Annotated in this window: 18 protein-coding genes and 1 pseudogene; 16 read left to right on the top strand and 3 right to left on the bottom strand. The window is 43.9% G+C overall.

Annotation, left to right across the window (positions count from 1 at the left end):
- The first annotated feature begins 127 nt into the window (after positions 1–127).
- From F6K64_RS14185 to F6K64_RS14175, 3 genes are all read left to right on the top strand, one after another.
- Positions 128–2,356: a dynamin family protein gene (locus F6K64_RS14185; RefSeq protein WP_008182205.1), complete on the top strand. Its 2,229-nt coding sequence runs from the start codon at positions 128–130 to the stop codon at positions 2,354–2,356.
- Positions 2,357–2,526: 170 nt separating this feature from the next.
- On the top strand, positions 2,527–2,730 hold the full coding sequence (locus F6K64_RS14180) for a type II toxin-antitoxin system HicB family antitoxin (RefSeq protein ID WP_008182203.1): 204 nt from the start codon (positions 2,527–2,529) through the stop codon (positions 2,728–2,730).
- Complete coding sequence (locus F6K64_RS14175; protein ID WP_008182201.1) at positions 2,727–2,936, top strand: type II toxin-antitoxin system HicA family toxin; 210 nt, start codon at positions 2,727–2,729, stop codon at positions 2,934–2,936. The genes F6K64_RS14180 and F6K64_RS14175 overlap by 4 nt, the downstream gene beginning before the upstream one ends.
- Positions 2,937–2,945: 9 nt before the next feature.
- On the opposite strand, the pseudogene F6K64_RS38885 reads toward F6K64_RS14175, so the two are convergent.
- Positions 2,946–3,095 (bottom strand): annotated as a pseudogene (locus F6K64_RS38885) (tyrosine-type recombinase/integrase); the annotation flags it as partial.
- Between the two features lie 5 nt (positions 3,096–3,100).
- Between F6K64_RS38885 and F6K64_RS14165 the strand changes: the two are divergent.
- On the top strand, positions 3,101–3,256 hold the full coding sequence (locus F6K64_RS14165; protein WP_158026258.1) for a hypothetical protein: 156 nt from the start codon (positions 3,101–3,103) through the stop codon (positions 3,254–3,256).
- On the top strand, positions 3,222–5,318 hold the full coding sequence (locus tag F6K64_RS14160; RefSeq protein WP_287263027.1) for a serine/threonine-protein kinase: 2,097 nt from the start codon (positions 3,222–3,224) through the stop codon (positions 5,316–5,318). The genes F6K64_RS14165 and F6K64_RS14160 overlap by 35 nt, the downstream gene beginning before the upstream one ends.
- A gap of 324 nt (positions 5,319–5,642) precedes the next feature.
- Here F6K64_RS14160 and F6K64_RS14155 read toward each other — a convergent pair whose 3' ends face one another.
- On the bottom strand, positions 5,643–6,599 hold the full coding sequence (locus tag F6K64_RS14155; RefSeq protein WP_008185038.1) for an NAD-dependent epimerase/dehydratase family protein: 957 nt from the start codon (positions 6,597–6,599) through the stop codon (positions 5,643–5,645).
- A 185-nt stretch (positions 6,600–6,784) separates the two neighbouring features.
- Here F6K64_RS14155 and purD point away from each other — a divergent pair, with 185 nt between their 5' ends.
- Positions 6,785–8,056 carry a phosphoribosylamine--glycine ligase gene (purD, locus tag F6K64_RS14150; RefSeq protein ID WP_008185036.1) on the top strand — a complete coding sequence of 424 codons (1,272 nt, stop codon included), beginning with the start codon at positions 6,785–6,787 and terminating at the stop codon, positions 8,054–8,056.
- A 92-nt stretch (positions 8,057–8,148) separates the two neighbouring features.
- On the opposite strand, the gene F6K64_RS14145 is transcribed toward purD, so the two are convergent.
- Positions 8,149–10,044, bottom strand: coding sequence for a bifunctional serine/threonine-protein kinase/formylglycine-generating enzyme family protein (locus tag F6K64_RS14145; protein WP_008185033.1), 1,896 nt, complete (start codon positions 10,042–10,044; stop codon positions 8,149–8,151).
- Between the two features lie 168 nt (positions 10,045–10,212).
- Here F6K64_RS14145 and F6K64_RS14140 point away from each other — a divergent pair, with 168 nt between their 5' ends.
- The 10 genes from F6K64_RS14140 (at position 10,213) to F6K64_RS14095 (ending at position 20,186) form a co-directional block, all read left to right on the top strand.
- Positions 10,213–10,353, top strand: a complete 141-nt coding sequence (locus tag F6K64_RS14140; protein ID WP_154659812.1) for a hypothetical protein — start codon at positions 10,213–10,215, stop codon at positions 10,351–10,353.
- A 249-nt stretch (positions 10,354–10,602) separates the two neighbouring features.
- A complete protein-coding gene (gene nuoH / locus F6K64_RS14135; protein WP_008185031.1) occupies positions 10,603–11,721 on the top strand; it encodes an NADH-quinone oxidoreductase subunit NuoH in 1,119 nt (372 codons plus the stop codon).
- A gap of 193 nt (positions 11,722–11,914) precedes the next feature.
- Positions 11,915–12,520 (top strand): NAD(P)H-quinone oxidoreductase subunit I, encoded by a 606-nt coding sequence (gene ndhI / locus F6K64_RS14130; protein WP_008185029.1) that lies wholly within the window; start codon positions 11,915–11,917, stop codon positions 12,518–12,520.
- Between the two features lie 188 nt (positions 12,521–12,708).
- Complete coding sequence (locus F6K64_RS14125; protein ID WP_008185027.1) at positions 12,709–13,335, top strand: NADH-quinone oxidoreductase subunit J; 627 nt, start codon at positions 12,709–12,711, stop codon at positions 13,333–13,335.
- Between the two features lie 317 nt (positions 13,336–13,652).
- Positions 13,653–13,964 carry an NADH-quinone oxidoreductase subunit NuoK gene (gene nuoK / locus F6K64_RS14120; protein WP_008185025.1) on the top strand — a complete coding sequence of 104 codons (312 nt, stop codon included), beginning with the start codon at positions 13,653–13,655 and terminating at the stop codon, positions 13,962–13,964.
- A gap of 314 nt (positions 13,965–14,278) precedes the next feature.
- Entirely contained in the window at positions 14,279–14,971 is a 693-nt protein-coding gene (locus F6K64_RS14115; protein ID WP_008185023.1) for a rhomboid family intramembrane serine protease, read from the top strand.
- Between the two features lie 351 nt (positions 14,972–15,322).
- Positions 15,323–16,729: a 3-isopropylmalate dehydratase large subunit gene (gene leuC, locus F6K64_RS14110; protein ID WP_008185021.1), complete on the top strand. Its 1,407-nt coding sequence runs from the start codon at positions 15,323–15,325 to the stop codon at positions 16,727–16,729.
- An 11-nt stretch (positions 16,730–16,740) separates the two neighbouring features.
- Positions 16,741–17,343: a 3-isopropylmalate dehydratase small subunit gene (gene leuD / locus F6K64_RS14105; RefSeq protein ID WP_008185019.1), complete on the top strand. Its 603-nt coding sequence runs from the start codon at positions 16,741–16,743 to the stop codon at positions 17,341–17,343.
- A 359-nt stretch (positions 17,344–17,702) separates the two neighbouring features.
- On the top strand, positions 17,703–19,001 hold the full coding sequence (locus F6K64_RS14100) for an RNA-guided endonuclease InsQ/TnpB family protein (protein ID WP_008185017.1): 1,299 nt from the start codon (positions 17,703–17,705) through the stop codon (positions 18,999–19,001).
- Positions 19,002–19,160: 159 nt separating this feature from the next.
- A complete protein-coding gene (locus tag F6K64_RS14095) occupies positions 19,161–20,186 on the top strand; it encodes an N-acetylmuramoyl-L-alanine amidase-like domain-containing protein (RefSeq protein ID WP_008185013.1) in 1,026 nt (341 codons plus the stop codon).
- Positions 20,187–20,305 lie beyond the last annotated feature (119 nt).

Genomic DNA, 20,305 nt, shown 5'->3' with positions numbered 1-20,305 from the left:
GCCTCTTGCCTCTTGCCTCTTGCCTTCCCCTCCTGGGAGGGGTTAGGGGTGGGTTCCTCTTGCCTCTTGCCTCTTGCCTCTTGCCTAAAAGACTATGTTCACAACTCAAATCCAAACGCTATAACTTATGTACACCAATCAACAGAGAACCAATATAGCCTCTCGTCTTACGGAAATTCTCGAAAAGCGCAAACCCTTTATTGAACGCCTCACCAGTGTAGAAAACCACCTAAAAACCCTTCACTCCACACTACTTGAGCTAGAAAAACACCGCCAGAAGCTAATTCAATTACCCGATAATGCTGAAATAGCTGGGAACTTACAACAAATCAATTTCCCTGGACTGCTCAAGCGCTTGGAATTTCAAAGTAATAAACTAGCTCAACTTCATAAACGCTTTGACCGTGGCACCCTTAATATTGGTGTCGTGGGGTTAATGCGACAAGGTAAAAGTACACTACTCAAAAGTTTGAGTGGACTTTCCGATGATGAGATTCCTGCTCGTGAAGGAGGAGCCTGCACAGCAGTTAGGAGTACAGTCTATCATCAAAATCAACCAACCTATGCTAGGGTAACATTCCATGATGAAGACTCATTTCTCAAAGAAGTCATTGGCTCCTATTACGAAGAACTAGGCTTAGCACCCAAACCAAAGAGTTTGGATGACTTTGCTAGTCAGCTTCCCGAACTGCCTAGTGATGCTGCCACAAAAAAAGCCATGTACGAACGCCTCCGCAACGAATATTATGCTCATTTCAATCAGTATCGCCATCTACTGGAAGCAAACTCCCCTCGGGTATTAGATCGGGTTTCCAAGGAAGAAATACGCAACTATGTAGTTCACCAACAAGATCCCAATAGTAACTTCGCGGTTTTGGCAGTCAGAGAAGTAGAGATATTCTGTCCTTTCAGTAAATCCGAAGTTGAAAAGATTGCCTTAGTAGACATACCCGGTTTAGGGGACCTCAGAGTAGGGGATGAAAAGCTGATGCTACAAACCCTAGGGGAGCGAGTGGATGTGGTTCTTTTTGTGCGGAGACCAGACCCTGTAGGCTACCAATGGGAAGAGAGAGATACGAAACTTTATGACACAGCCCAGAAAGCCCTGAATGACCTGCCAGCTCGCTCTTTCATGGTACTCAACAAAATGAGCAGTGCTGATCAAGACAACTCTAAAGGCTGTGAAACCCTTAAAAGAACGATTCGGGAAAACCACATAGAGGTGGTTAATTGTGTAATCGCTGACTGTTCTAATCCTGACCAAGCTAACCAAGTTTTGGAGTTAATTCTAGACTACCTAGTGGACAACATTGAAGACCTAGACAGTAAATATGCCAAAGCTTATCAAGACCACATAGATATCCTCCACAGAGACTTAGAAACTGATTTACAGAAAGCCAGTAAAGCCCTAGCTGGATTTGGGGATGAAGACCAGTTATTTGTGGAGCGATTCAAGGAGTTTAAAGAAGAGCTATCTGACAGTCTTGAAAAATTCCTCAAAAAACTCAGAAAAAACCGGGAAACAGTTGATCCTTACTTTAAAGCAAAAGTCGATACTGTAATGAAAGCCTGCCAAAGTGACCCGGGAATTCCAGAACTAGACGAAATTGAAAGACAACGCACAGACCGATTCGGAGGCTCTTACAGGTCTACCTACTACGGGTCGATTGCAGCGATGCGAGCCAACCTCTCAAAGCATTTCCTTTCCTTAAACGAAGGGCTACAGCAGTCAGTGGAGCAGCTCAAATCAGAAGTAACAAATGTGCTGGTAAACCTGAAAAAGGGGCACTTGGGGAATCTAACCAAGGAACGGGACGCCAAGTTTCTAGGGGTGATGACCGAGTTACTCGATAAGTATAACAATCAATTAGAGCTAGGATTCCGAACCCTTTGGGAGTCTCAAGTTTCCTATGAGGGATTAATTATACACAGTATTCGACAGCACTTTGATGACGAACTTGAACCGGATCTAATCAACAACAACACCCTGAGCATTAAAAATTCAGAGTCAGGAGAATCCCAAGTTGAAGAGTTTAATCAACAAGAAGTAAAAAATCGTCTAGAAGCTCTTCATAAAAAAGTGGTCATTAAATGCAAAGAAACCTTAGATCAGTGGTTAACTGAGCCGAGCCAAGTCAGATACTTCATCATCGGAGAGTTTTTTGATCGCATTCACTATGCCAAAGATATAGGAGACCAGTGGCGGACTTTTCTAAGAAAGGAAGAAATTCGCTCGAAAGTATGGCCTGAGTTCCAAAGGCTCAAAGAACATAAACAAATTCAGCAGGAGTGGCAAAATTTGCTCCAGAAAGCAATCAGCAGCAACAAATTGGAATCTATGCAGTTTTTGAACTAACTTTGCGTAAGCTATCAGCCTGGTTGACTGACAAAATTTGAAGTGGAAAGAGCGAAAAGTAAGAGTATTCAGGGTGTGGATAAGGTTGACAAAAGTACACCGGATCATCTGATTGACCCATGATGTGATGAGTTAAAATACACAAAAAACTATTGAGCAAGCAAACCCAAATGCAGATTAAGGTCGCAATACATCCAGCAGAAGAAGGTGGTTTTTGGGCAGAAGTACCCGCACTACCTGGCTGCATTACTGAGGGAGACACAATGGAAGAGGTTTTAGCAAATCTTCAAGATGCCATTGAAGGTTGGTTAGAAGTTGCCAGCAATTCCTATATTCCTGAACCCAACAGCAAAATTGTGGAAGTTACAGTATGAAATCTGTTTCTGGCAAAAAATTCTGTAAAATTATTGAGAAAAAAGGATGGGTTTTGAGAAAAATTACAGGAAGCCATCATATTTATGAAAAGCCAGGAGCTCAAAAAATCCTATCCGTTCCAGTTCACAAAAATCAAGATTTGAAGAGAGGAACCCTAAAAGCATTGATGAAAATAGCAGAATTGGAAGAATCAGATCTCCAGTAACACCTTTGATCACAACCTCAACTTTTGCACCGCCAACCGCTTCGTCTCCTCCCCCCGTCTATCATACTTGGCAGTGGTCACAGGAGACCCATAACCCGCCAACTTCTGAACCGTAACGATATCCACTCCCCCATCCAATAGATCACTACAAAACGTCCGAAGCTATGAGGTACAAAGGATTTTTTACCTATTGCCTCTTACCTATTGCCTATTGCCTCTTGCCTATTGCCTCTTGCCTATTGCCTCTTGCCTTTTGCCTTCCTAAAATTGTAGAAACCTACAATAATGTCTATTACCTGTATAGTATGCGGTCATATTAATACTGGCAGTACCAACTACTGCACTAGTTGTGGTGCGGCTCTTGAGTTTGAAGAGACTGTTAGTTCATCAGCCTACCATTTGCCTGCTGGCACACTCCTAAGGCAGAGTCATTATCGGATCGAAAAAGTCCTAGGAGAAGGGGGATTTGGCATTACCTACCAAGGAATTTACCTACCTAACTCGGCCAAGGTTGCCATCAAAGAACTCTGGCCAGAAAAAGCAGCTAGGATGGGTAAAACCATTACTTGGCCCCCTTCTATTGCTCCGATTGACCGACAACGACAACTCCACAAATTTCAGTTAGAAGCCAGTTACTTACAAAAATGCTACCACCCTAATATTGCTCAGGTTTATGATTGGTTTGAGGAGAATAATACTGCCTATTTAGTCATGGAGTTTATCTCTGGAAAGTCCTTATCCAAAATCTTACAAGAAGAAGGTGTTCTTTCGGAAGAAAAGCTCAAGGGCTATTTTATCAAAGTAGCAGAATCCTTAACAGTTGTTCACTCTAATCAACTATTACACAGAGATATTAAACCTGATAATATTCTAATTGATCACCAAGATCGAGCTGTATTGATTGATTTCGGTGCTACTAAAGAATTCATCGCCGGTCAAACCCGTGAAATGAGTGCAACATTGTCACCAGGATACGCTCCTCTTGAGCAATACAGTTACCGAAGTAAGCGTTGGCCAGCTACAGACATCTATGCTCTATGTGCGTCAATGTATGAATTACTCACTGGTGAATTACCAGCTCAAGCTACGGAAAGGGCTGGATCAGAAACGTTAATTCCACCGCGACAGTTAGCTCCTGAGATTACACCCCAAACTGAGCAGGTAATCTTAACTGGAATGAGAATGAAGGTAGAGGAGCGATTTCAAACAGCCGAGGAACTGATTGATGCCCTCAAAGGTAAGTTTGTTTCTCCCAGTCAAAGGAAAGCGTGGGGATTACTTAAGCAAGGAAAGTTAGCAGAGGCGGTTCAAGCTTATCAAAAATGTCTAACTAATCAGCCAAACCATGGTGAAGCTGCGGTTGAACTAGCCCTAGTCCAGATGCATCTCAATGACTCTCAAGCTGAGGTAGCAGCAGAAACAGCGATTCGACTACAACCAAATGATGGCAGGAGCTATGGGGTTTTAGGACTGGTAAATTGTCGTAAATCAAATTGGTCAACAGCGGTAAAACAGTTGCAACAAGCTGCCAAATTAGCTCCCCAAGAGGTTTGGATACAAGCTAATCTAGCTTGGGCATGGGGAAAGCTTGGCAATTGGCAACAGGCAGAATCTGCTGTTTCCAAGGCACTACAAATTGATAGTAACTGTACCTTTGCCCTAGGGTTACAAGCTTGGATTAATGTCAATCAACAGCAATGGAAACGAGCAATTCGTACTGCTACCCAGGCACTGTTCAAGTCAAAACAGGCTCAGTCTAGGGAATCCCAAGAACTACAACAATGGATATATCCCTATTTAATCATTGCTTTGGAAAAGGCAGTTGTTACTAGACAGTCTAGGGATGTGGAGCGCAGGATTATAGAGTTTACCACTCAAGTCCCCGATAGTGCAGTTGCTTGGGGATTGAAAGGTTGGAAGCAAGCTGTGCAAGGGTTGTGGCCTGAGGCTCTGGCCAATTTTGACCAAGCCAGCCAGAAAGCAGACGTTCCTAGCTGGGTATCGCTAAATCAAGGAATCACTCAGGAACACTTGCAGAATTATCAAGGTGCTATCCAAACCTATCAAGCCTACATTCAGAAATTTCCATCTGATGCCTTTGCTTTATTCCGTCTAGGCACTTTACTAGGAAAAGTGGGACAATGGGCACAAGCACGCTCCCATCTGGAAAAAGCCGTGCAGTTAAAACCAGACTATGCTGAGGCTTACCACAACTTAGGTTGGGTTTTACTTAATATCAGAACTGTAGACGGTCAGGTTGAGAATTTTCGTCCCCTGTTGTCCGCCTATCGTCAAGCATCTGAATTTTACATGCAACAGTACCAATCGCAATTAGCTGGTGCAATTAGACAAGCCTTTCAAATAGCTGGGGTTGAGCTTTAGCTGAATTTCTGTAGCTTGAAGAAGAATAGATAGCGTTTATCGCACTTATGATATAGTAGCGTTTATTGCATTTATGAGGTACGTTCTAAACCTCAAAGTACCCCTTATTAAGGGGGATTTAGGGGGATCCCTTTGTACCTCATATGAGGTAAGTTCTAAAGGTCAAAGTACCCCTTATTAAGGGGGATTTAGGGGGATCCCTTTGTACCTCATGGGAGAGAGAATTGCTATATACACTATTCTTTTACTTGGGATACCCCCTAACCCCCCTTAATAAGGGGGGGATCTGATTCATGAGAATTGATATATAAGATTAGATCACTTCTATACACGAGCGTAAAGAGTCTGTATCCATTCCCATTCTTGGGCTAAGCCTTGGGATAGGGATACCTGAGGTTGATAATTTAGCAAGGTTTTGGCCTTGGTAATGTCTGCTGCAGTATGACGTGCGTCTCCTTTCGCTTTTTCGATGTAGTTTTTCTTAATGGGATGTCCAACAATTTGTTCAATGGTGTCGAGAACATCCGCAAGCACCACTCGGCTACCACCACCAATGTTAAAGACTTCCCCAACAGCAGCTGGTGTGCTACCTGCAGCCAGATTCGCGGCAATGATGTCTTTGATAAAGGTGAAGTCTCGGGTTTGCTTTCCGTCACCATATATGCTAATGGCTTCATCCGTGAGAATGGCTTTTAGGAATTTGTGAAATGCCATGTCTGGGCGCTGTCTCGGTCCATATACGGTGAAATAGCGTAAGGCAGTAACGGGTACACCAAAATTATGGTAATACAGCAAACATAGGTGTTCTGCTGCTAGCTTGGTTACCCCATAGGGGGAAACCGGTTGGGGAAGAATTGTTTCAGATGTCGGTAGGGCTTCCGCATTACCATAAACTGAAGAGCTGGAAGCATAGACTAATCGCGTCAGATGTTTGGCATCTTTGGCGGCTTCGAGTAGGATTTGGGTAGCGTTAATATTGCGCTCGGTATAATCCCGAAAACCATCCCCCCAACTAGCCCGAACTCCAGCTTGTGCTGCCTGATGATAAACTACCTCTACATCAGTTAGGAGCGATCCCCAATCCAAGGTCTGAATATCACTTTCGATTAACTCAAAAGCGGGATGCTCTTTAAAATTTTCAATATTCCGGCGCTTGAGGTTGGGATCGTAGTAATCGTTAAATTGATCAATACCAATCACTCGCTCACCTTGATTCAAAAGGGTTTCTACTAGGTGAGAACCGACAAAACCCGCAGCACCCGTAACGATATTAAGAGCCATAAATTTAAGATTTCAAACTATTGGTTAAGCTTTGGGCAGACTAGTTTATTTTTGAATGTATATTAAATATAGTCTGGCACAATATCTGAAATTATGACTAATTTTTTTTTTAGTAAAAATGGATTCAAAACTTTGGTAAGGTCATAGAATAAGATAGAGTATTCAGCACAGAGTGTAGAAAAAAAGTGAAGATTTTGGTAATTGGCAATGGGGGAAGGGAGTACGCCCTGGCCTGGAAACTACTGCAATCTCAAAGTATTCAGCAGGTGATATGTGTTCCTGGTAATGGTGGCACCGCTACACTAACAGGTTGCCAAAATCGTTTATTAAACCTTCAAGATTTTGAAGCAATTGCTGAGTTTGCTCTGGTTAACCATATATCTCTAGTGGTGGTAGGTCCAGAACTCCCACTGTCTTTAGGTATTACAGACTATCTCCAAGGTAAAGATATCCCTGTGTTTGGTCCCACCCAGGAGGGAGCGCAAATTGAGTCGAGTAAGTCTTGGGCAAAGGATTTGATGCAGTCGGCTGGTGTTCCTACCCCAAGTTTTGCTGTGTTTACGGAACCAGAGCCAGCATTGGCTTATGTGAAAGCCCAGGTAGCACCAATTGTGGTCAAAGCCGATGGCTTAGCAGCCGGTAAAGGGGTAACTGTTGCGGCGACGATAGACGAGGCAGAAATGGCTGTGGAGTCACTCTTTCAGAATGGGTTTGAGACGGTAGTGATTGAAGAGTGTGTCACCGGTCAAGAAGTTTCGGTTTTGGCTGTTACGGATGGCTTGACGGTTCGTCCCTTAGTACCAGCTCAAGACCATAAGCGAATTGGGGAAGGGGATACGGGTCCCAATACCGGAGGGATGGGAGCTTATGCTCCTGCACCGATTGTTACCCCAGAGCTAAGCACACGCATTGAGACGGAGATTCTTAATCCTACCCTTGAGGCTTTAAAGGTCAGGGGCATTGATTATCGGGGAGTTCTCTATGCAGGATTGATGATTACTCCAGAAGGAAACCCAACGGTTCTGGAATTTAATTGTCGCTTTGGGGATCCAGAAACTCAAGCTATCCTACCCTTGCTAGAAACTCCCCTAGATCAGGTGCTTCTGGCTTGCACCCAACAGCGACTGGCTGAATTACCAACGATTACCTGGAAACAAGGGGCTGCTGCTTGTGTGATTGCTGCCTCGAAGGGGTATCCGGGAGCTTACGAAAAGGGTAAGGTAATTACTGGTATCCAACAAGCTGAGCAACACGGAGCAATAGTTTGCAGTGCTGGTACTACCTTGAAGCAGGAAGAGCTAGTTACCAGTGGTGGTCGGGTTTTGGGGGTTACCGGAACGGGGAAAACAATAGCGCAAGCTTTATCAGTTGCTTATAGCGCTATGGATTGTATCCACTTTGAAGGGATGTATTACCGTCGGGATATTGGTTATCGGGTTTTGCAGGATGTTTATTGATGCGATCGCATTCGTAAGTTCTTGCTCCCATTGATAGCAGCAACACGAGACCAGCAATACTCCCTCAACGGCTATTACCCATGGTTAACCCATCAAGCCGTAATAACATCACACACTACCCGAAAACCAATGTTGACTTGGATATTGTCTGCCGGGATATAGCTGAAGCGGCAAGCCGAGCGGCATATCCCAGGAATGATATCCCAGGAACCACCGCGCAGAAGCCGGGAATGATGATCATACTCATTGATACTATTTAGCCAAGCACTACCATCAACCGGAGCGCTTAGGTAGTTTGGGTACCAATGGTCAGCACACCACTCCCAAACATTCCCATGCATGTCATACAAACCAAAGGAATTGGCTACACCAAAGCTACCTACACGAGTAGTTTGTTCTCGATATACCCCTTCTGGCTCAGAGCTGTATGTACCGTTGCTATCGTAATTGGCCACATCGGTGGTAATGGTTTCACCGAAGTGGAATGGCGTACTGGTACCAGCCCGACAGGCATATTCCCATTCCGCCTCACTCGGAAGCCGATAGTTTCGTCCAGTCAGCCTAGATAGAATAGCACAAAATTTCATCGCCTCATACCAAGATACCTTTTCCACTGGCAGAGTATCGCCTTTGAACTTAGAGGGCTGGGGGTTTAGGGAAGGGGAGACTTGGAATAAGGTTGCTACAGCCCGCCACTGGGCCTGGGTAACCGTAAACTTTCCCATGAAGAAGGGAGAGACTCTGACCCAATGCTGTGGACTTTCATCGTCGCTATGTCCCTTCTCAGTTTCTGGTGAACCCATGAGGAATCTTCCCCCAGGGATGTACACCATATCTAGCCCTACACCATTGCCTAAGTCTTCTGTGAAATATTGGGCTTGGTGACGGCGGCGCTTTTTAATTTCACCGTATTTATCTAGAGTTACCACATCAAACTCAAAAGATTTTAGGGTCACTCCCTCGACTGGTGAGGGCTCGGAGTTTTGGAATTGGTTAAAAAATCCAACTACAGCTATTCCTAAACTGCCCAACCCCCCCGCTTGACTTGATTGTTGTCTATTAACAACAGTAGAATCTTCTGGTTTCTGGGATGGCCGTGGAGGATTAAGTTCGGAGTTGATTGCTTGTAACTTTTCCCAAAGAACCTGAGTATCTTTAGGACGTTGATAAACTCGCACCATCAAACTATCAATAAAATCCCCTAACTCTGAAGAAATGTGTGGTGCATGGGGTCGCCACATCAAGATATCATTACCAGCATCATACAAATCTGAGGGTTCTTGCCCTGTCAGCAAATAAACAAATGTCCGTCCTAGAGCGTAGAAATCCGATTGGGGTACCGCTTGACCATGGATTTGTTCTAGGGGAGTATACCCAGGGGAAATCATACTGGTAACATTCCCAGCAGATTGTTTGAACATAAAAGTGTCGGTAACTTGGCGCACTGTGCCAAAATCAATTAATACTAGTTGTCCATCTGGACGCAAAATAATATTGGAAGGTTTGATATCGCGATGGAAAAAGTTTTCCTGATGAACTGCTTGGAGAATATCAACGATTTGAAATAACCAATCCAAGGCTAATTTTTCATCAATGGGGCGATTTCCTCGCTTTTCCTGATACTCCTCTAAATTCAGCCCAGAGATTTTTTCCATGACCAAACAGTATAGGGGGGTTTGGTGGTTTCTGGGAAAGAAGGTAAAATTTTCCTCTCCTTTAGGAATACCTGGATGATTGAGCTGAGTGAGAACTCTGGCTTCTTGCTCAAAAAGTTCCACAGCTTTGGGTTCATCGTTAATCAAAATTTTGAGAACCTTGGCAATTCCCTTGTGAGTCACCTCATAGATTCGTCCAAAGCCACCTTCTCCGAGTAATCGGCTGACCCGATACCGTCCCGCCAGCAATAACTCAGAACCGCAGCTTGAGCAGAATAGATCCGTATCAGGGTTACCGGGCTGAGGACACCCAGGATTTATGCACAGGATCATTGGGGTTAAAGATGGGTTGATCTACTTGAAAGTTTAGCTTTAAGTTTGTTAAGTAGAAGTTTTAAGTAGAAATGCGTTCGCGTAGTGTGGTCTACGGCCAATCGCTTTTGGTATAGTCAACGACAATAATAAGCCTAAATATTACAACTTAATCGTTGGTCATTAATAATGCCACGAACAGATAGCTATGGGCAAGATACTTATAGGCAAGTCTACAGACTAGATTTTCCGCAGCTGGATGCCGGGAAAGCAGCACCTGCGGTTCTAACATCCCAGGAAAAGCGCGATCTATCGCGATCTATACAGTGATATCTATAACAGTGCGATCGCACTCCCATCCAATTGCTGATGAACCCTATATATAAAAACAATAGCGATAGAGCTATCCTAGCAATGCTTTAGGTCTAGGATAGACAAGGGGTGATCGGGTGATCGGGAGAAATTAAGCTCTCAAGTATATACTAGACACTGAAGTTCTCAAAAAATCTTCATAAAGAAACTTATACCCACTGATACCAGCGGTATCGATGGTCTCAATGATAACCTTCATGGGAAAATATGAATCCAGGAATTGACCTCCAAAGCAGTTTTATTCAATCGCTGAGTGATCTAGGCATCCCCGCTGGTGCAGCTAAAGCCATTTGGATGCCATTACCCCTATTTCTAATGATTACCGTTGCCACCGTAGGGGTTTTGGTAGTGGTCTGGTTAGAACGAAAAATTTCAGCTGCTGCTCAACAGCGCATTGGTCCAGAATACGCTGGCCCTCTAGGGGTACTCCAGCCTGTAGCAGATGGCATCAAACTCGTCTTCAAAGAAGATGTTATTCCAGCCAAATCTGACTCTTTATTATTCACCCTCGGACCAATCCTGGTTGTACTGCCGGTATTTATCTCCTACCTGATTGTACCGTTTGGACAGAACTTGGTAATTACCAATGTGGGCACAGGCATATTCCTATGGATTGCCCTGTCGAGCATTCAGCCGATTGGTCTGTTAATGTCTGGCTACGCCTCTAATAATAAGTATTCCTTACTCGGAGGCTTAAGAGCTGCAGCTCAGTCTATCAGTTACGAAATTCCTCTAGCATTAGCGGTTCTAGCTGTTGTCATGATGTCCAACAGCCTCAGCACCATTGACATCGTTGATCAGCAATCGGGATACGGCATTCTGGGTTGGAATATCTGGCGTCAACCAGTGGGTTTCCTAATTTTTTGGATTTCGGCCTTGGCAGAATGCGAGCGACTCCCCTTTGACTTACCCGAAGCAGAAGAAGAACTGGTAGCTGGCTATCAGACAGAATACGCTGGGATGAAATTTGGTTTGTTCTATGTCGGTTCCTACGTCAATCTCGTGTTATCTGCCTTGCTCGTAGCAGTGCTCTATCTCGGTGGGTGGGAGTTCCCCATTCCTCTCGATAAGCTTGCGGGCTGGCTAGGTGTGAGTGAAACCAGTTCCTGGTTGCAGGTGATTACTGCTTCTTTAGGGATTACCATGACCCTGCTAAAGGCTTACTTCCTGATCTTTACAGCTATTCTGTTACGCTGGACACTGCCTCGGGTTCGGATTGACCAATTGCTTAACTTAGGCTGGAAGTTTCTACTACCAGTAGCTTTGGTAAATCTTCTATTAACTGCTGCTCTTAAATTGGCATTTCCAATTGCCTTTGGTGGTTAGTTATTAGTTATATCAAGTCCGTTTACTGGCTACTTTTTTATTAAAAGTTAAGAATTAACAAGTAACGAAAAAACGATAGTAATAAGTAGTAAAACGGACAAGATATACTTAAAAAAGTACATAATTTAGGAATCATAAATCAGTACTACAATACTCAGCAAGACCATCAAGAGAGAGACACTAAACTATTATTATGCTAAAGTTCATCAAACAGGTTGGCGACTACGCTAAAGAAACTGTGCAGGCTGCTCGCTACATTGGTCAAGGGATATCGGTGACTTTTGATCACATGCAACGGCGTCCAATTACAGTACAATACCCTTACGAAAAACTAATCCCCTCTGAGCGCTATCGCGGTCGGATTCATTTTGAATTTGATAAGTGTATTTCCTGCGAAGTCTGTGTGCGGGTTTGTCCGATTAACTTGCCAGTGGTAGATTACGAATTTGATAAAGCTACTAAGAAGAAAAATCTCAAGCACTACAGTATAGATTTCGGAGTTTGTATTTTCTGTGCTAACTGCATTGAATACTGCCCCACTAACTGTCTATCAGCGACGGAAGAATATGAAATTTCTACCTACGACCGTCATGAGTTGAACTATGATAATGTAGCCCTGGGACGCCTCCCCTATAAAGTTACCCAAGACCCAATGGTAACTCCTCTAAGGGAATTGGCTTATCTACCGAAAGGGGTTATGGATCCTCATGATTTGCCAGCAGGTTCTCAAAGGGCTGGTATGCGTCCAGAGGAAATTCTCGAGCAAATGCAATCAAAGGAAGAAGACGTTAAGAGTTAGTTGTTAGTCATTGGTCTTTTAAAAGTTGTTCGCGTAGCGTGGCCAAAGGCCAAGGTTGAAGGTTGAAGGTTGAAAATTTAAAGTTGAAGGTTGAAGGTTGAAGGTTAACTAGTGACTGTTGACTGTGACCAATGACTTATCACTAATAACGATTAGCCAAAAATATATCACGAGGAGATAAGCTAAGCATGAATCTAGCGGAAGGGGTTCAGATAATTTCCGTTGCCATACTATCGGTGATCATGATTGGGGCGGCTTTAGGGGTTGTCCTTCTTTCCAACATTGTATACTCAGCGTTTTTACTGGCTGGTGTTTTCATCGGTATTTCTGGATTGTATATTCTGCTAAATGCTGACTTTGTAGCAGCAGCACAGATATTAATCTATGTTGGGGCGGTTAATGTCCTAATTTTATTTGCCATCATGTTGGTGAATAAGCGAGAGGATTTTCAACCAATGACTAAGCGCTGGGTGCGCACTGGATCCACTGCTATAGTCTGTATTGGTTTGTTTGCGCTTCTGAGTACAATGGTTTTGGCAACGCCATGGTCAGTTGAAATTGATCCAGCTATGGTTGTTACTAATACTGCTGTGGAGATTGGTCAGCATTTTTTCAGTGACTTTTTATTGCCGTTTGAGCTAGCTTCTGTACTTTTGTTAATGGCAATGGTAGGGGCAATTATCATAGCTCGTCGGGATTATATTCCTGAGGAATTGGTTTCGAGAGATCAGGAAATTGCTACAGCTTTGACCTTGCCTGAACGTCCTCGGGAGCTTGCGTCTGTAGCAGGAGATTCCACTAAGACAACCGTTTAGTTTTTTGTTGAAGGTTGTTCGCCCTTGGCATGGTGAAGGGTAAGTTGTTCGCGTAGCGTGGCCGAAATGCCAAGGTTTACTGTCACCCCTCAAGGGTCAATAACCAACTAGTAATTACCCATTTAAAAACTAAGCTGATGTTCATTTTTCTTGATGCAGTCGCTCATGGGGGAGACCCCCAAGACCGCGCTGCATCGCTTAAATTGGTTATTACCTGTTACCATAACCGCTGTTAACTGTTCCCTTTGAGCAATTTAGGTATCCCAATCTAAATGCTGAATAGCTTACTATTACCTACCTAAAAAACTATCAGATTTATGGAACTTCAACTCCAATACTTTTTACTACTTGCTGCTGCTTTGTTCTGCATCGGTATTTATGGTCTAGTAACTAGCCGCAATGCCGTGCGAGTGCTGATGTCTATTGAGCTAATGCTGAATGCGGTCAATCTGAATTTAATGGGGTTCTCTAATTTTATGGACTCAGCAGGGATTAAAGGTCAAGTGTTTACTGTTTTTGTAATTACGGTAGCAGCTGCAGAAGCGGCGGTGGGTTTAGCTATTGTGCTGTCGATATATCGTAATCGGGATACGGTGGATATGGAACAATTTAATCTGCTGAAGTGGTAGATTCAACAAAAGCTAAACATAGGGCGTTGCTCACTTGTGGAATGATTTAGGGTAAGTGGTAAGTGGTAAGTGGTAACTGACCCAACTAGACTTGATATTATTCCTTAGATCAGCAACGCCAAAATCTAGCACTCCTCAATCAGCTGACTTATCTAGTTCACAAATCAAGTTTTAGTTAACTTGAGAAAAGTGTGATAATAGACGGGGGTTGAAAACTGACTGCTTAGCAAAAACTCAAAGATTAGTTAATTTTGTAAACTTCCTTTAGAATCTGGTGTGACTATTTCGGTGAACTCATAAAATAAAAATGAATTATGGTACCCCTAAGAGACGAAAACCCAATCACAATCACGCCATATATTACTATCCTTCTGATTGCTATTAATATTTTAGTCTTTATTTATGAACTTAGCTTAAGTAAACCAGAACTCGACACGTTTTTTAGGCTTTATGCTGTGGTACCTAGGGAGTTAACCGCTAGTTTCGAGGGTTTTCCTGTGGGCCAGCCTGTGCCAGAACCCTTGACTCTGATCACATCCCAATTTCTCCATGCTGGCTTTCTTCATGTTGGCTCCAATATGTTATTTTTGTGGATTTTTGGTAACAACATTGAAGAAAAACTTGGGGGGATAAGGTTCTTAATTTTTTATCTCACTTGTGGGGCTTTAGCCGCGTTAGCCCAATGGTTTTTCTCAGCTCTATCTCCTATCCCTGCTTTAGGAGCTAGTGGAGCAATTGCTGGAGTGATGGGTGCCTATATTATCAGGTTTCCTAATGCTAAAATCCTGACTCTAGTGCCCCTATTTATCATATTTTTCGTAGCTAGGATACCAGCTGTATTTTATCTAGGGTTTTGGTTTCTACAGCAAGCGTTTAATGGCATAGCTAGTCTGGGAGCACAGGCTCAAGTGGGAATGGAGGGGGGAGGAATTGCTTACTGGGCTCATGCTGGTGGATTTGTGTTCGGAGCTATCCTTGGTCCAATCTTAGGTTTATTTGATGATTAGTGATTGGTGGGGATGGGGAAGCCTTCAGCAGTCAGCACTCAGCAGTCAGCACTCAGTAGTCAGAACTCAGCAGTCAGCACTCAGCTTTCAATAACATTGATTAAAGAAATTTACCGGTTTTATTCAAAAGCTGTTGTCGTAGCTTGCCCATAATAGCCCATAAGCTGCATGCTGATAGCTAATGGCTGATAGATGATAGATGATAGCTGAATAATTATAGGGAAGCTGTTAATTTTTTTAGCAAAAATGTAAAACCTGTGTTGAACAGGACATATTTTAGAATAGAATGTGAAATCTGGGGGTAAAATACATTACCCCTGTCTTGGATTCCAGGTAAGAAGCCTTTTCTAAATGAGCGCGAGAACACTGTTTGACAAAGTTTGGGATTTACATAGTGTTGGCACGTTGCCTTCGGGTCAGACTCAACTATTTATTGGTTTACACTTAATTCATGAAGTTACTAGTCCCCAAGCCTTTGCGATGCTGCGGGAACGGGGATTGAAAGTGCTGTTTCCGGAACGAACTGTGGCAACGGTAGACCATATTGTTCCGACGGAAAACCAAGGTCGTCCGTTTGCTGATGTCTTGGCAGAGGAGATGATGCAAGCGTTGGAAAACAGTAGTAAGGAGTTTGGGATTCGATTTTATAATATCGGCTCTGGGAATCAGGGCATTGTCCATGTGATTGCTCCGGAACAAGGGTTGACTCAGCCAGGCATGACGGTGGCTTGCGGGGATTCCCATACTTCGACTCATGGTGCGTTTGGTGCGATCGCATTTGGAATTGGTACCTCTCAAGTCCGTGATGTCTTAGCTTCCCAAACCTTGGCATTGTCTAAGCTTAAGGTTCGCAAAATAGAGGTGAATGGTAGTTTACCCCCAGGGGTTTACCCGAAAGATGTGATCTTACACATCATCCGTAAATTAGGGGTCAAAGGTGGCGTTGGCTATGCCTATGAATATGCTGGTACTACTTTTGAACAGATGTCCATGGAAGGACGGATGACTGTGTGTAATATGTCCATCGAGGGGGGGGCTCGGTGCGGCTATGTTAACCCGGATCAGGTAACCTTTGACTATCTTAAGGGGAAAGATTTTGCTCCCAAGGGCGCAGATTGGGATCAGGCGGTGGCTTGGTGGAACAGTATCCGGTCCGATGATGATGCCGTGTATGATGATGTGGTTAGGTTTGAGGCGGCAGACATTGCGCCTACAGTGACCTGGGGGATTACACCAGGTCAAGGAATTGCGGTTAATGAAACCATTCCGATACCGGAGAGTTTGCCAGAAACGGAAAGAGCGATCGCACAACAAGCCTATGAGTACATGCAGCTAACTCCAGGCACAGAAATTCAAGGCACAAAGGTGGATGTGTGTTTTATCGGTAGCTGCACCAATGGTAGACTGACTGACCTGCGAGAAGCCGCTAAATTTGCTCAAGGTCATCATGTGGCTGAGGGAGTCAAAGCCTTTGTGGTTCCAGGTTCGGAACGGGTTAAGCAAGAAGCAGAAGCAGAAGGACTCGATCAAGTCTTTGTGGAGGCTGGGTTTGAGTGGCGAGAGCCTGGATGCTCGATGTGTTTGGCAATGAATCCGGACAAACTCCAAGGGAGTCAGATTAGTGCTTCGTCTTCTAACCGCAATTTTAAAGGTCGCCAGGGGTCTTCCACGGGACGGACGTTGTTGATGAGTCCAGCTATGGTTGTAGCCGCAGCCGTTAAAGGGGCAGTGGCTGATGTTCGGGAGTTGATGGTATAGGAGCAGGTCTGATGAGTAGTGAAGTAAAGATGATTACCGGAACAGGAATTCCTGTAGTAGGGAATGATATCGACACCGACCGGATTATCCCAGCTCGATTTTTGCGCTGTGTGACCTTTGATGGTCTCGGACAACAGGTTTTTGTTGATGACCGCGCTCAAGCTAACGGACAACATCCCTTTGACCAACCCCACTATCAAGGTGCAACGGTTTTAGTAGTAAATGGTAACTTTGGCTGTGGGTCTTCACGGGAACATGCCCCTCAAGCGATATCTAAATGGGGGATTCAAGGAATTGTCGGAGAGAGTTTTGCCGAAATCTTTTTTGGTAACTGCTTGGCGATAGGGCTTCCCTGTGTGACCGCTGACTCGGAAACCGTCAAGCAATTACAAACAAGCCTCCATGAGAATCCTGAAATCCCGATGACCTTGGATTTGGAAGAGATGCAAGTCTATTGTGGTGAGTTGCAGGCTTCTGTGTTTATGGAGGATGGACCAAGAAACATGCTGTTGACTGGGACTTGGGATACTTGTGGACAACTGGTTGCTCAAGTAGAAGCGATTCGATCCACAGCGGCTAGGTTGCCTTATATGGATTGGGGAGTTGTTTCTTAGTAGCTGATTAACTAGGATCTGCTTAACTAGACATAACTTGACCGAAGACCCTGAGGGCGCAAGCCCCTGGATTCTATCCCGGAGACGAAACCTTAGGAGAGTGGAGCCTTTATGGTTGGCAGGCTATGCATAAAAAGGTTAAAACTTATTGATTAGCGATGCAGCGCGGTCTTGGGGGTTTCCCCCATGAGCGACTGCATCAAGACAAGGCTCCACTCTCCTTACGGTAACTTCAAACCATGGGGTTAGCCCGAACGGTAATTTATTCCCTAACTGTTCGGGAACTTTTACTTCAATAGTTCGACTATAATAGTAAGTAAAGAAACTACAGCAAAGGAGGTGATAGTAAAGTGCTGGGAATGGAGTTCAAGGCTGTCTTAAAAGAGAGTCAGAAAGTAGCAATAAATGAAGCTATTAGAACAGCTCGCTTTGTCAGAAACAAGGTGCTCCGATTCTGGATGGATAATCGTGGAATTGGAAAGAAAGAACTCTATCGATACAACACTCAATTAAGGGATGAATTTGAATTTGTCAAACATCTTAACAGCCATGCTTGTCAAGCATCTGTTGAAAACGTAGAACGTGCTATTAAACGCTTCTTTGATAACTGTAAAAAGAAAGTCCCGGGGAAGAAAGGGTATCCAAAATTTAAGAAGCATTCTAGGTCAGTCGAGTATAAGCAATCTGGATGGAAGTTATCCCCAGATAGTAAGTCGATAAAATTCACGGACAAAAAGGGGATTGGGCAAGTAAAGCTCAAGGGTACCTGGGACTTATGGCGATTCGACCCTAAGCTCATAAAGCGGGTTCGCATAGTCCAAAGAGCTGATGGCTACTACATTCAATTTTGCGTGAAAGTTGATACTTCAGAACAATTACAAGCCACTGGCTGTAATGTCGGCCTAGATGTTGGCTTAAAAGAGTTTTATACGGACTCAGATGGATATGCAGAACCCAATCCTAGATTTTACCGAAAAGGCGAGAAACGATTAAAGTTCTATCAGCGTCGGGTTTCTCGAAAAAAGAAAGGCTCTGCTAACCGAAAGAAAGCCATTAATAGACTAGGCAGGACACACCTCAAAATAAGTAGGCAACGTGAAGAACATGCCAAGAGACTGGTTAGAAGTTACCGTAAGATAGTGGAGCCTTATTACAAAAGATTTAACCCTTTTATGCAAAGCCGAACACCCATAAAGGCTCCACTATCTAAGGTTTCGTCTCCGGCAAGTTGCGTAATCAGGTCTAACGACCTGGTCGCTTACGAAAATTTGAGGGTTAAAAACTTAGTTAAAAATCACTGTCTCGCCAAGTCTATTAATGATGCAGGTTGGTACCAGTTTAGGGAATGGTTGGAGTATTTTGGTCAAAAGTTTGGTCGGATAACTGTCGCAGTTAATCCTGCTTATACAAGCCAGAATTGTTCCAATTGTGGTGAGGTGGTCAAGAAGTCATTATCAACTCGAACCCATGTCTGTAAGTGTGGGTGTCGGCTAGATCGCGACCACAATGCCGCCAAAAACATCCTAACTAGAGCCTTGAGTACCGTGGGGCACACGGGAACTTTAATTAACGCTTGGGGAGAATTGGCCTCTACTCTTCCTGATTCCGGTCTGGTTGAGCAAGTCAGCTCGTTGAACCAAGAATCCCCTAGCTTCTAGCTATGGGGAGTGTCAAAAATGCTGAACAGGAAAATAATTTTGTGGAGCCTAAAGTTGCCAGTGAAATAGTTAACACTGACCAGTGAATAAATATGGGTTAACAGATCAAAAGTGGTTCTCCCTTCGCATTCGGTTTAGGGTAGGTTTGTAGGTTTAAGAATGAAAAAAAGCTTGAGGCTAGCTGCGGTTTTTTATATACTCACGTGTTGTGTGGCTTCTGGTTTAGTATCTCAAGCTACTGTTGAGTCAGAATCTGGTCAACTAGGCCATAAACGATTAATTACTAGCAAATTAATTACTAGCACTATATCCGAATCATTAAAGGATAGGGCTGAGTCACTGATGATAGCCCAATTTCCCCTACCAGAAATTAGTGACCCAGCAGATAAAAAGCGTTTCGAGCAGGTGATGGAGTATGCGATCGCAAACCACTTGTCTGAGCGGACGCTCCCAGAGATCATGCAAGCGATCGCACAGCAATTTTTGGGCGCAAGCTATAAAGCTCACTTATTAGACCAAGCCAGTCAAGAAACTTTAGTTATCACCCTCAATGAATTTGACTGCGTCCTTTTTGTGGAAACCATTCTAGCCCTAGCGCGAGGGATAACCGTAAAGGATTATTCTCAGCAGACCTTTGTCAATCACCTTCGTGACCAGCGTTATGGGGATGGTAATCTAAATGGCTATTGCAGCCGATTACACTATTTCTCTCAATGGATTGATGACAATCAGAGAAGGGGCACAGTTAAAAACATAGCGCTAGATTTAGGAGGAGTATCCCGCCAGAAAACCCTCAACTACATGAGTAAACACAGGGGTAAGTACCCATCTTTAGTAAGTGATGAGTCAAATTACCAGTGTATAGTAGCCATGGAAGCTAATCTGAAGCAGACAACTGTTAATTTCATTCCCCATGATCAGATTAGGAAAGCCTACAATCAACTGCAACCAGGGGATATTATTGGCATTGCTACTACTATTCCTGGTCTAGATGTCACCCACACTGGCTTAGTGTATCGTACTGCTGATGGGAATATCGGTTTTATTCATGCATCACCTGCCGGTAGAGTCACCATTGCCCGTGATTTACAACGGTATGCCAGACATGTTAGACATTCCCTTGGGATTGTAGTCGCTCGACCCGTTGATCCAGCAATTCCAAGCACTAGCAATATCCTCCAGTGACAGGGGTCAAGAGTGCCAGGACTTACCTAGTAAATCTAGATGTGGTGTGAGTTAATAAAGCACCCTACTACCTATAGGTTTCGATGCCCATTTTTGCGTAAGTCCTGGCGAATACACTC

Source organism: Moorena sp. SIO3A2, from assembly GCF_010672265.1.
GTDB lineage: Bacteria > Cyanobacteriota > Cyanobacteriia > Cyanobacteriales > Coleofasciculaceae > Moorena > Moorena producens.
This window is presented reverse-complemented; position numbering and strand designations above follow the sequence as displayed.

Bases quoted from the DNA above. Each gene is read 5' to 3' on its own strand.
- F6K64_RS14185 (WP_008182205.1), top strand. From the start codon at position 128: ATGTACACCAATCAACAGAGAACCAATATAGCCTCTCGTCTTACGGAA.
- F6K64_RS14095 (WP_008185013.1), top strand. From the start codon at position 19,161: ATGAAAAAAAGCTTGAGGCTAGCTGCGGTTTTTTATATACTCACGTGT.
- F6K64_RS14155 (WP_008185038.1), bottom strand. From the start codon at position 6,599: ATGGCTCTTAATATCGTTACGGGTGCTGCGGGTTTTGTCGGTTCTCAC.
- F6K64_RS14125 (WP_008185027.1), top strand. From the start codon at position 12,709: ATGAATCTAGCGGAAGGGGTTCAGATAATTTCCGTTGCCATACTATCG.
- ndhI (WP_008185029.1), top strand. From the start codon at position 11,915: ATGCTAAAGTTCATCAAACAGGTTGGCGACTACGCTAAAGAAACTGTG.
- F6K64_RS14175 (WP_008182201.1), top strand. From the start codon at position 2,727: ATGAAATCTGTTTCTGGCAAAAAATTCTGTAAAATTATTGAGAAAAAA.
- F6K64_RS14165 (WP_158026258.1), top strand. From the start codon at position 3,101: ATGAGGTACAAAGGATTTTTTACCTATTGCCTCTTACCTATTGCCTAT.
- F6K64_RS14160 (WP_287263027.1), top strand. From the start codon at position 3,222: ATGTCTATTACCTGTATAGTATGCGGTCATATTAATACTGGCAGTACC.
- F6K64_RS14140 (WP_154659812.1), top strand. From the start codon at position 10,213: ATGCCACGAACAGATAGCTATGGGCAAGATACTTATAGGCAAGTCTAC.
- nuoK (WP_008185025.1), top strand. From the start codon at position 13,653: ATGGAACTTCAACTCCAATACTTTTTACTACTTGCTGCTGCTTTGTTC.
- F6K64_RS14100 (WP_008185017.1), top strand. From the start codon at position 17,703: ATGGAGTTCAAGGCTGTCTTAAAAGAGAGTCAGAAAGTAGCAATAAAT.
- leuC (WP_008185021.1), top strand. From the start codon at position 15,323: ATGAGCGCGAGAACACTGTTTGACAAAGTTTGGGATTTACATAGTGTT.
- F6K64_RS14180 (WP_008182203.1), top strand. From the start codon at position 2,527: ATGCAGATTAAGGTCGCAATACATCCAGCAGAAGAAGGTGGTTTTTGG.
- leuD (WP_008185019.1), top strand. From the start codon at position 16,741: ATGAGTAGTGAAGTAAAGATGATTACCGGAACAGGAATTCCTGTAGTA.
- F6K64_RS14115 (WP_008185023.1), top strand. From the start codon at position 14,279: ATGGTACCCCTAAGAGACGAAAACCCAATCACAATCACGCCATATATT.
- F6K64_RS14145 (WP_008185033.1), bottom strand. From the start codon at position 10,044: ATGATCCTGTGCATAAATCCTGGGTGTCCTCAGCCCGGTAACCCTGAT.
- nuoH (WP_008185031.1), top strand. From the start codon at position 10,603: ATGAATCCAGGAATTGACCTCCAAAGCAGTTTTATTCAATCGCTGAGT.